This is a genomic window from Streptomyces sp. NPDC001606 (assembly GCF_053596835.1).
The window spans coordinates 1-10,906 of sequence record NZ_JBSFHC010000025.1; the positions used below are offsets into that span (position 1 = coordinate 1).

The 10,906-nt window shown below is 73.5% G+C and carries 5 protein-coding genes and 4 pseudogenes; 6 read left to right on the plus strand and 3 right to left on the minus strand.

Features of this window, described 5'->3' with window-relative positions:
• Positions 1-559, minus strand: a pseudogene (locus ACWCV9_RS33320) (hypothetical protein); the annotation flags it as partial.
• Between ACWCV9_RS33320 and ACWCV9_RS33325 the strand changes: the two are divergent.
• The gene (locus ACWCV9_RS33325; RefSeq protein WP_450792214.1) at positions 549-737 is read left to right on the plus strand and encodes a hypothetical protein; all 189 of its coding nucleotides are present in this window, start codon (positions 549-551) and stop codon (positions 735-737) included. The pseudogene ACWCV9_RS33320 and the gene ACWCV9_RS33325 overlap by 11 nt on opposite strands.
• A 481-nt stretch (positions 738-1,218) precedes the next feature.
• On the opposite strand, the pseudogene ACWCV9_RS33330 reads toward ACWCV9_RS33325, so the two are convergent.
• Both ACWCV9_RS33330 and ACWCV9_RS33335 read right to left on the minus strand, forming a co-directional pair.
• Positions 1,219-1,454, minus strand: a pseudogene (locus ACWCV9_RS33330) (FAD-binding domain-containing protein); the annotation flags it as partial.
• A 442-nt stretch (positions 1,455-1,896) separates the two neighbouring features.
• Positions 1,897-2,364 carry an RICIN domain-containing protein gene (locus ACWCV9_RS33335; protein WP_450792216.1) on the minus strand — a complete coding sequence of 156 codons (468 nt, stop codon included), beginning with the start codon at positions 2,362-2,364 and terminating at the stop codon, positions 1,897-1,899.
• Positions 2,365-2,455: 91 nt separating this feature from the next.
• Here ACWCV9_RS33335 and ACWCV9_RS33340 point away from each other — a divergent pair.
• The 5 genes and pseudogenes from ACWCV9_RS33340 to ACWCV9_RS33360 form a co-directional block, all read left to right on the plus strand.
• Positions 2,456-2,567 (plus strand): annotated as a pseudogene (locus tag ACWCV9_RS33340) (IS5/IS1182 family transposase); the annotation flags it as partial.
• A gap of 52 nt (positions 2,568-2,619) precedes the next feature.
• Positions 2,620-2,970 (plus strand): annotated as a pseudogene (locus tag ACWCV9_RS33345) (transposase); the annotation flags it as partial.
• A 373-nt stretch (positions 2,971-3,343) separates the two neighbouring features.
• Positions 3,344-3,502 (plus strand): hypothetical protein, encoded by a 159-nt coding sequence (locus ACWCV9_RS33350; RefSeq protein WP_166663712.1) that lies wholly within the window; start codon positions 3,344-3,346, stop codon positions 3,500-3,502.
• Positions 3,503-3,784: 282 nt separating this feature from the next.
• Positions 3,785-5,587, plus strand: a complete 1,803-nt coding sequence (locus ACWCV9_RS33355; RefSeq protein ID WP_450792218.1) for a 1-deoxy-D-xylulose-5-phosphate synthase — start codon at positions 3,785-3,787, stop codon at positions 5,585-5,587.
• A 118-nt stretch (positions 5,588-5,705) separates the two neighbouring features.
• Positions 5,706-10,895 carry an amino acid adenylation domain-containing protein gene (locus tag ACWCV9_RS33360; RefSeq protein WP_450792219.1) on the plus strand — a complete coding sequence of 1,730 codons (5,190 nt, stop codon included), beginning with the start codon at positions 5,706-5,708 and terminating at the stop codon, positions 10,893-10,895.
• The last annotated feature ends 11 nt before the right edge of the window (positions 10,896-10,906 follow it).

Consider the following 10,906-nt stretch of genomic DNA (forward strand, 5'->3'; position numbering starts at 1 on the left):
GCGGCGCCGTACCGCTCGCGGTCTCGGGCCGCCGCTTCGCCGCGCGCAGCGCCCCGGACTCCCACAGGCACCAGGTCGACCACAGCAGCAGGGTCGTGTGCGGCGGTGCGCTGGGTGTCGTACTGCTGGGCGGTGTAACCGCCGACGAGGGCCCCCGGATCGACCCGTGCAGGCGTTCCCGCAGGCGCTGCACGGTCCGCTTGGCCGCGTCGCTGTCCGGTGTCTCGGTGAGGACCGCGTCGACCCGCACGCGGCCGTCCACCACCAGCGGAGCGGCTCCCGGCTGCCCCGAGGCGCTGACGCCACGCGCGGCGGAGACACCGGCCGCGCCGGACAGCACTCCGCTGCCCCCTCCCCCGCTGTCGCCCGGCCCGGCGGCCCCGGAAGCGGGCTGCCGCTCTGCGACGCGCGTCAGGAGTGCCGCGGCCTGGCCGGTGCCGCGGTCCGGTTGGACGCGCCGGAACTGGAACGTCGGCTGGCAGAGAGCGTCGTAACAGGACGGCCTGGTGGTGGCCTGGGAGGAGGCGATGGTGCCGACCCTGCCGACCGTGGACCGCACATGGGAGTCGTCCGGCGACCGCTATGTGGAGGTCGAACACCTGCTGTCCTGGCACATCTCCAGCACCCTGCGCAGTGCTCCCCTGCTGCTGCCGCGTACCGAGCCCCACTCCGGCGCCCCGCCCGTGGTGCTCGCCTGCACCCCGGCGAACAGCACTCGCTTCCCTTGGAGGCGCTGATCGCCACCCTGGGCGAGCGCGTCGTGCCGACCCGGATGCTGGGTGCCGCGGTGCCGGCGGAGGCCCTGCTGGCGTGCGTCCTGTGGTCGCAGACCCGCTCCCCCGCCTCCCTGCCGCTGGCCCGGCATCTCGACGGACTCGAATGGAGGGCGGCGGGCGGGCGCAGGCGGCCGTGGTGCTGCCGGTCGGACCGGGCTGGGACCGGCGGGGAACCGCCGGCTTCCCCCGCTGTTCCGGACTTCGGGACGCCGTCGAAACGCTCATCCGCCTCTACGCGGACGACAGCGGCGTACACCGGTCGCGGGCGGGTTGAGAGCGGCGGGCCGGGGCGGCGGCCGCTCGCTCGTCGTGCCTGTCAGGGCGGCTGCTTGCCCACCGCGGCAGGCCTGTACGCCCGTCACAGCGGCTGCTCGCCCGGCCGCGGCAGGGTCGGCGCTTGTCAGGGCGGCTACTCTCCCCACCGCGACACCGCCGAGCGCCGTCAGACCGCCCGCCGGCCGGCGTAAGGCGCGGCCCGGTCGTCGCTGCCTCGGGCGCGGCGGAACCGCTCGAGGCCCTCAGCCAACTGCACCACCGGGGCGGGGTAGCGAAGGCCGCCCGCTCGGGGGCGGGGAGCTTCCACGGCTCGTGCAGCGCCGGGGCGTCCAGCCCGCCGAGTTCGGGCCCCCAGCGCCGGACGTAGGTCCCGTCGGGGTCGTACCGCTTGGCCTGGGTGACGGCCTGCTGCTGGGATACGGCGGGGATGACCACGCAGCGGATGCCGTTCCCTGCCCCGGACGAACGCGCCCACCTCTTCGTCGGCAGCTAGGCCGACATGCGCGACCTGGTTCAGGTCCTGGTGGTGCCGACGGCGTACCCGAGGCCGCAGCGACCGTCCTGCGGACGGCCCGTTAGCTGCTGCGCCAGTCGAGCTACGAGTTCTCCACCGTGGCGGTCCTGCACTACCTGATCACGGTGGAGGTCGTGCAGCGCGACCGGATCCCGGACGCGGGCAAGAAGCCGCCGCATCAGCTCATCAAGCAGGGCGCCGCCGACGGATCCTGACGGCCCGGCAGGCGGAGTGCCTGACCGTTCGAGAGAATCTCAGTTACGCCACGGCCAAATGGGACGGTTACAGCCGAAGACATGACCTCCTTCACAGCGCGCAAAGACACCTTAATCAGTGCCACAGTTGGTAGTTGCCGCCGTTGCCGGGCAGGGCGTAGACGCTGCCGCTCGCGTTGCTGTCCAGGTAGTAGCCGGTGGCCTTGTTCCGCAGGCGCCAACCGTTGCCCTGCCACTCCTCGTACCAGCGCTCGTAATCGTTGTTGGGCTTGCAGTTCTCCATGTAAACGCTATTGTCCCAGTAAGCGGTCAGGCACACGTTGGAGACCCCGTACGGCGTTTCGATATAGCTGCCGTCCGACTGCTGGAAATCGCTCCAGTCATAAGGCCCGTTGTACCAGGTGTGGTCTACCGTCTCGACCGCCGATTCCGTGTTGGGCTGGTAGACCAGGTACTTCCCGGTGGCATCGTCATGCCAGGTGACCTTCGGGGCCGAAGCGTGCGCTGCGGGCGAGCTGAGAATCGTGCTGGCCGCGACGGCCGTGACTGCGACTACGAGCCGCGATATGTGCTTCTTCATCATGTCCTCTCATGTAAACAGGGCGGCGGCAGCCTATCCAAGATCAAGTGCCTACTGCTACCGCTGTACCGATGTTCCCCCAAGGCCGATTAGGCGACGCCGCTGGATCATCGAGCGCACCATGTCAACACCCCCGCAACTACCTGGCCTTTCTCGGATGCGCCGCCCTGTGCTGCTACAAGCGACTCGTCCGCCTCACCACGTAGGACACGGTCTTAGCCGTCGCTTCATTTGGTGTCATCGCCCGTTGAGCCGTGCATGACGGATCTGATGGAGCGGTTGGTGCCGGATGAGTTGTGGATGCTGTTCCGGCGGGTGGCTCCGCCGACGGAGGTCATACGTCCGCAGGACCGCGGCCGTCGGCGGTCGGGTGACCGCGAATGCCTGGCGGCGATCACCTTCGTGGCCACCTCGGGGTGCACCTGGCGGCGGTTGCCCCCGGTGTTCGGGCCGGCCTTGCCGACGGTCTACCGGCGCTTCGCCCGGTGGAGCCAGGACCGGGTCCGGTCCCGGCTCCACCGCGTTCTTCTGGACGAGCTTGGTGCCCGAGGCGAGCTGGACTGGTCGCGGTGCGCGATCGAATCCGTCAGCCTCAGGGCCGCAAAAGGGGCAGGGATGAGCGCTGCGGTCGGGACGGCCGAACGGCGACCGGCTGTCCGCGGCCGTCCCCTGAAGAGCGCATCCGCTGGCAGAACCGGCGGCTGGAACAGGCCATCCGAACCGGCGGCCCGGGCCGCGCCGCGGGCGTCCCGGCGCCGTCACCGGGCATGTCCGCCGGGCGCGGGCCCGGGCTCCCGGCGGATGGGCCGCCCAGCGGTGTGGCTTGAATTGGCTAAAGACAGTCCGTGATCTCTCGGCTACGCTGACTCCGCACTCGATCAGGCCCCTGGGCCGCGTCCCACCCTGCGTCCGCCGTCACCTGCGGCGCGGGTTGCTGGTTTGTTCTCGCAGCATCCGACGGGCTTTCGAGAAGAGGTCACAGATGCCCAACTCGTTTTCTCGTTTTCTCAATGACGAGGAACTGAAGAAGGTGCGCGATCTCTACATGGAGGCGCTTCAGGACGTCGAGGAGGACGAGGCCGAGGAACCGCCCGAGAAGCCGACCGGTTCCGGCACCGCCCAGACCGCCACCGAGGTCTGACTCTGTGAGCCCATCCGCCCCCCACATCCTCCCGCATGCGGCCCACGGACAGGACCGTACGGTACGAGGACATCGGGGCGGTGACGTACCGGGGCGCGCCTGAGCGGCCCGGTGGTGCACGGCTGCCCGCCGAACCGCACCGACCAGCCGCGCCTGAACGTGTCGCCGGGGCCACCGCGGTGCCCGCAGCCGTCACCTCATAGGCCAGGACTGGGGCGGCCGCCCCTGCCGCATGCCCCGACCACCGCTGGATCCCCGACCTGGCGACGGAGGTTCGACTGCATGACCGCCCTCGATGTGTGGACGCCCGATGCCCTGCGTCGGCTGGAGCCGGAGGATCTGCCCGCCGTAGCAGCGCGGGTGCGCGAACTGCTCGTCAGCAGCGTCTCCGCCAGCGGCGGCCACCTCGGATCGAACCTGGGCGTCGTCGAGTTGACGATCGCGCTGCACCGGGCCTTCCGTAGTCCCGAGGACGTCATCTTGTGGGACACCGGTCACCAGGCGTATGTGCACAAGATGGTGACCGGGCGGGCCCCGGCCTTCGGGTCGCTGCGCGAGCTGGACGGGCTGTCCGGGTACCCCAGTCGGGCCGAGAGCCCGCACGACTGGGTGGAGAACTCGCACGCCGGCACGTCCCTGTCCTACGCCGCCGGGCTCGCCAGCGCCTTCGCGGCCCGCCCGGCCGACCGTCACCGGCGGGTGGTGACCGTGACCGGCGACGGCTCGCTCACCACTGGCATGGCGCTGGAGGCGCTCAACGACATCGGTGACCGCGGCCTGGACGTCACCATCGTGCTGAACGACAACAACCGCAGCTACGCACCCACCACCGGCGCGCTGGCGCGGCACCTGCGGAACTCCCGGCCGGGTGCGGCGCCCGGCGTCTTCGAGGCGCTGGGTTTTCGCTGTCTGGGACCCGTCGACGGGCACGACCTGGGCGCGCTGGAGAAGGTCCTGGCAGAGGCCGGCGCCGAGCGCGGCCCTCTGCTGGTGCACGTCAGGACCCAGAAGGGCCGGGGCTACCGGCCCGCCCTCGACGACCGCACCGAGCACATGCACGGCGTCGGTCCCTTCGACGCCGACACCGGCCGCCAGCACACGCTGCCGCGGGGCCGGGTGCCGGCCGGTTCGGTGCTGGGCCCGTGCCTGGTGGAACTCGCCGCCGAGGACCCGGACCTGGTGGTGATCACCCCCGCCATGGGCGGCCCGTCGGGACTCGACGTCTTCCGGGAGCGCTACCCCGACCGTTTCCACGACGTCGGGATCGCCGAGCAGCACGCCGCGGGGCTCGCCGCCGGACTGGCCATGGCGGGGCGCCACCCGGTGCTGTCCATCCACTCCTCCTTCCTCAACCGGGCGCAGGACCAGCTGCTGTTCGACATCGGGCTGCACCGGCTGCCGGTCGTGGTGGTCGTCGACCGGGCTGGGATCACCGGCGGCGACGGGGCCTCCCACCACGGTCTCGGGGACGTGGCGCTGCTGCGCCAGATACCCGGGATGGCGATAGCGACCCCGTCGACCGCCGCCGAGATGCGCGGTCTGCTGCGGACCGCGGTGCGGCATCCGGGACCCGTCGCCATCCGCTACGGGAAGGCGATCGACGACCCCGGGCCGACGCGCAGCGGCGACACCGCGGCCGGACCCGGCGACGATCTGACGGCTTGGCAGGTCGAGTCGGCCCCCGGTGGCGTGCTGGTCGTCGGCGCCGGCGACCTGCTGCCCTGCGCCACCGAGGTGGCCGCCAGGCTCCGCGCGGCCGGGGTGCCCGCCGGGTCGGCCAACGCCCGCTGGATCGAGCCGCTCGACGCGCGGCTGCCCGACCTGGCCGGGGAACACCGGATGGTCGCGGTGATCGAGGACCACTGGAGCCGCGGCGGTCTCGGCGCCGCGGTGCGCGAGCGCCTCGCCGACAAGGACGTCGACACACCGGTACGCGTGTTCGCGGTGGCCCACGACTTCCTGCCGCACGGCTCCGTGCCGGACCTGCGGGCCGTCTGCGGGCTCACCCCTGACCAGATCACCGCCGCCGTGCTGACCCGCTGGACGGCGCTCGCGGCGGGCGGCGGCCCACGCGCCCGGACGTGAGGTCGCCCGAGAGCCGGCGCCGGTGGGCCGGCCCGCTGACCTGCACCTGCACCGGAACAGCACGCGGCACCTCGCAGACTCCGTCTCCTCCTGACCGTCCCCCGACGGGAGAGCCTCGATGACCTCCTGCCTGCCTCCGCCGCCCTTCACGACGCTTACCGAGCGGCTGCGCGCCCACGCCCGGAACAGTCCCGACAAGATCGCCTTCCGCTTCCTGGGCGACGGCGAGAACGTCACGGACTCCCTGACGTACTCCCAACTGGACGCGGCGGCGCGGGCGTCCGCCGCACGGCTGGAGGCGCTGGGGGGACCGGGCAGCAGGGCCGTGCTCGCCCACACGCCCGGACTGGCCTTCGTCGTCGACCTGCTCGGCTGCTGGTACGCGGGGTTCGTCGCGGTACCCGTCTATCCGCCGGTCGGGCGGCGGGAGATCGACACCGCCCGGGACATCGCCGCCGCGACCCGGCCTGTGGCCGTTCTCACCGATCTGCCCTGGGCCATGGAGGAGATCACGGCCAGGACGCCCGATGCCGTGGTGCTGGGCCCACTGGAGCGTGCCGAGCAGGCGCCGGACGGCTGGAGCGCGCCCGTCGTCGACACCGAAGCGCCCGCGCTGCTCCAGTTCACCTCGGGCTCCACCGGCACCCCGCGCGGGGTCATCGTCAGCCACCGCCAACTGGCCACGAACCAGGCGCGGATGGCGGAGACCTACGGACAGGACGAGCACAGCGTCGTGGTCAGCTGGCTTCCGCTGTACCACGACATGGGCCTCATCGGCTCGGTGCTCCACCCGCTCCACCTGGGAGCCACCTGCGTCCTGCTCTCGCCCCTGTCCTTCCTGGAGAGCCCGGTCCGCTGGCTGCGGGCCCTGTCCGGCTTCGGCGGGACGATCAGCGCGGCGCCGAACTTCGCCTACGAGCTGGCGGTGCGCAAGGTCGGGCAGGACGACCTCGCCTCGCTGGACCTGACGGCCTGGCGTACCGCCATCAACGGCGGCGAGCCGGTACGCGCGGACACCGTCGCCTCCTTCGCCGCGCACTTCGCCGCGGCCGGATTCCGGCCCGCCGCGATGACGCCCAGCTACGGACTGGCGGAGAGCACCCTGCTGGTCTCGGCCGAGAACTCCGCCGACGCGCCCGGCACGGCGCCGGTCCCCGGCGGCGACGGGGAGACCACGGTCAGCTGCGGCGCACCGCCCGACACGCTGCTCATCGTCGGGGCGGACGGCAGCGCGGTCCCCGACGGGGAGCTGGGCGAGATCTGGATCAACGCCGCCGACCCGAGCATCGGCGCCGGGTACTGGGACCAGCCCGAGGCCAGTGCCGAGCTGTTCGCGGCCCGCACGGCGGACGGCGGCGGACCGTATCTGCGCACCGGGGACCTCGGTTTCCTGGCGGACGGCCGGCTGCACGTCGCCGGGCGCTCGAAGGACGTCATCGTGGTGCGCGGGCGCAACCACTTCCCGCAGGACATCGAGTCGACGGTCGAGCAGTCGTCCGCGGGGATCAGGAAGGGCTGCGTGGCAGCCTTCGCGGTCGGCGAGCAGCTGGTCGTGGTGGCCGAGGTGCGGGGCGCGGTCGGCCCGGACGTGCTGCCCGCGGTCCGCGCCGACGTGGCCCGTCGGCACGGTCTGCGCCTGGACCGCCTGGTCCTGGTCCGCCGAGGCACCATTCCCAAGACGTCCAGCGGCAAGATCCGCCGCCGTGCCTGCCGGGACGCCTACCGTTCCGGCGCCCTCCAGGTGCTGTCGCCGCAGGAGGGGGCGGCCCCGGTGGGCGGGGCCGCGGTGCCGGCCGACGGGCCGGACCCGGAGCTGCTGGCCCTGCTCGGCGAGGTGCTCGGCGTGCCGGACACCACCGCCCTCACGAGCGGCCGGGCGCTGGCGGAGCTGGGCATGGACTCGCTGCGTTCGGTCCAGCTCCAGCACGCCGTGCAGGAGCGGTTCGGTCGCACCGTCCCGCTGGAGGAGTTGCTGCACGACGCCACGGTGGGCGGCCTGGCGGAGGCGTTGCGCACCGGTGCCGGTCAGGACGCCTCCCCCAGTCAGGACGGGGTCGGCGGGGAGTCCGCGCCCACAGCCTCGGCCGGCCAGCAGGCCCTGTGGTTCCTTGAGCACTCCTCGGCCGGCGAGTCCCGCTACGCCCTGACGCGCGCCGCGCGGCTGCGCGGCGGCGTGGACACCGACCTGCTGGCCCGCGCGGTGCGCGAGGTGACGGGGCGCCACGAGGCGCTGCGGGCACGGTGGACGATGACCGGCGGTCGGGTGACCGCCCACCCGTCCGGCGCGCCCGTCCCCGAACTGGTCGTGCTCGACACCTCCGCCGACGGCCTCGACGCGCTGCTGGCCGCGCGCGCCGCCGACCCGCTCGACCCGGAGGACGGGCCGCTGGTCCGGATCACCCTGATCCGGCCGGAGGGACAGGACCCCGTCCTCCTGCTGGCGGTCCATCACATCGCCGCCGACCTTTGGTCGCTCGGGCTGCTGCTCGCCCAGCTCGGCGAGCGCTACCGCCAACTGGCGGACGGCGCCGCCGGCGCCCTGGCGCGGGCCCCCGGCATGTCCGAGGTGGTCGCGGCCGAGCACCGGCTGCTGACCGGGCCCGAGGGCGAGCGGATGCGGGGCGAGTGGATCGAGCTGCTGGCCGACGGCCCGGACGGCGATCTGCGGCTGCCCCTGGACCGGCCGCGGCCGGCCGCGCGCACCTGGTCCGGCGATCTGCTCCGGCTGCCGTTCGGCGCCGCGCTGAGCGAACAGGTCAGGGCCACCGCCCGCCGCCTCGGCACCACGCCCTTCGTGGTGCTGCTCAGCTGTTACGCGGTCGTGCTGGCGCGGCTGTCCGGCGAGCGCCGGCTGGTGGTGGGTGTGCCCACCACCGTGCGCCCCGACGCCCGCTCCGGCCAGGTGGTCGGCTACTGCGTGAACACCCTGCCGGTGCCGCTGGACGTACCGGCGGAGGGGTCGTTCGCCGGGCTGGCCCGTGACACTGCCGCCCGGTTCCGGCGGGCCCTGGCCGCCCGGCAGTATCCGCTGCCGCACATCGCCGCCGCGGTCCGGCCCACCCGGGACGCCGCGCGCAGCCCGCTGTTCGCCACCATGTTCGGCTGGACCTCGACACCGCCGGGCGCCCCGGACGGCCTGGCCGCACTCGCGGAGGAGATACCCGGCCGTACCTGCCGGGTTGGCGCTCTGGTGCTGGAGGCCGTACCGCTGCCGCACACCACCGTGCTGGCCGACCTCGATGTCAGCGTCGCGGAGTCCGACGGCGAATTGACCCTGGTGCTGCGGTACGCCACCGAGGTGCTGGACGAGGACACCGCGGAGGAACTGGGCGGGCGGCTGCTACGGGTGGCCGCGACGGCGGTGGCGCAGGAGGAGGTGCCGATCGCCCGCCTCACCGTCCTGTCGGAGGAAGAGCGCGCGCGCTTGGCGGCGGTCACAGTGGGCCGCGGCCCCCAACCCGATCCGTCGCGCACCATGGCCGACTACTTCGCGGAGAGCTGCGCCGCCCACCCCGGCGCCCCGGCGCTGGTCTCGTCCGCCGGCACGGTCAGCTATGCCGAGCTGGCCGCCGAGGTCGCCGAGGCGGCGGCCCGGCTGGCCGGCGCCGCGGGTTCCGGCGCGGGGGCTCCGGTAGGCCTGCTGCTGCCGCCCGAGCCGCGGTTCGTCACCGCTGCGCTGGCCGCCCTCACCGCCGGCTGCGGCCTCGTGCCGCTGCTGCCCGCCTTCCCCGACGAGCGGCTGCGCTTCGTCGCCTCCGACGCGGGTGTCGCCGCGGTCCTCACCGACCGGGCCCATGCGTCGCGCGCGGCGCGGCTGGCCCCGGGCCGGCCGGTGGTCGTGCTCGACGAGCCGGCGCCGCCGCCGGCCGTGCCCGTCCAGCGCCCGCCGAGCGCCGACGCGACGGCCTACGTGGTCCACACCTCGGGCACCACCGGCACTCCGAAGGGGGTGCCGATCACCCACGCCAACGTGCTGCCGCTGCTGCTGTGGCAGCGTGAACGCTTCGACCTCGGCCCCGGTACCCGGCTTCCCCAGACCCTGTCGCTGAGCTTCGACTTCGGTCTGCAGGAAGTGTTCACCACCGTGCTGTTCGGTGCCGCCCTCCACTTCCCCGACCAGGACGAACGGCTGTCCGCCCCCGCGTACGCCCGGTTCGTCCGGCGGGAGCGGCTGACCATCCTCTACCTGACGCCGACCTTCGCCGCCGAACTGGCCGCCGCGGGCGTGGAGATGCCCTCGGTACGCACCGTGGTGCTCGGCGGCGAGATGCTGACCTACGAGGCGCTGCGGGCGCTGACCGCGCTGGTGGCGCCGGACGCGGTCTTCGTCAACGGCTACGGGCCGACCGAGGCGAGCATCAACTGCTCGATGCGCTTCATCACCGCGCAGGAGGCGGGCGTCGGCAGCGGCGTCGTGCCGGTGGGGCCGCCGACCGGCCGTTCGCGGGTCGACGTCCTCGACCCCTGGGACGACCCGACCGCGCCGGGCGGCTTCGGCGAGGTCGTCATCGGCGGACCGGGGGTGGCCGCGGGCTACCTCAACCGGCCCGCGGCGGCGGCAGGGGGCTTCACCACCGGGGCGGACGGCTCGCGCCGCTACCGTACCGGCGACCTCGGCAGCCTCCGGCCCGACGGTGACCTGGTCCTGCTCGGCCGCCTGGACGACCAGGTCAAGATCCGCGGGTTCCGGGTGGAGCCGGAAGAGGTGCGGTCCGTTCTGCTGCGGCACCCGGACGTCCTGGACGCCGTCGTGGTGGTCGAGGGGGACGGGAACCGGCGGCGGCTGGCCGCGGCCGTGGTGCCGCAGCCCGGCTCCGGCGTCCACGCCCTGCGCGGCTGGGCGGCCGACCACCTGCCCGCGCACGAGGTACCCGCCCGGATCGTCCCGCTCGAAGCGCTCCCGCGTACCGCGCACGGCAAGCTCGACCGGGCCAGACTCGACGAGAGCCTGGCGGCGGCCGATCCCGAGCCGGTACGCGGAGAGCTGCCCACCGGGGCCGTGGAGCGCCGGGTGGCGGAGGTCTGGCGGGAGGTGCTGGACGTCCCGCGCGTCGGGACCCACGACAACTTCTTCGACCTGGGCGGGCATTCGCTCCTGGTGGCGCCGCTGGTCTCCCGCCTCGAAGGGGAACTGGGCCTCTCGGGGCTGCCGTTGATGCTGATCTTCGAGTTCCCCACGGTCGCCGAACTGGCGGCTCGTCTGGAGAGCCTGCTCACCTCCGGGCCTGTGGACGATACGGACCGCCCGGTGGTCACCGGCCGCACCCGTCGGCGCGGCGCCCAGCACATCCGGATCACCTTCGGCTGATCCCCCCGTCC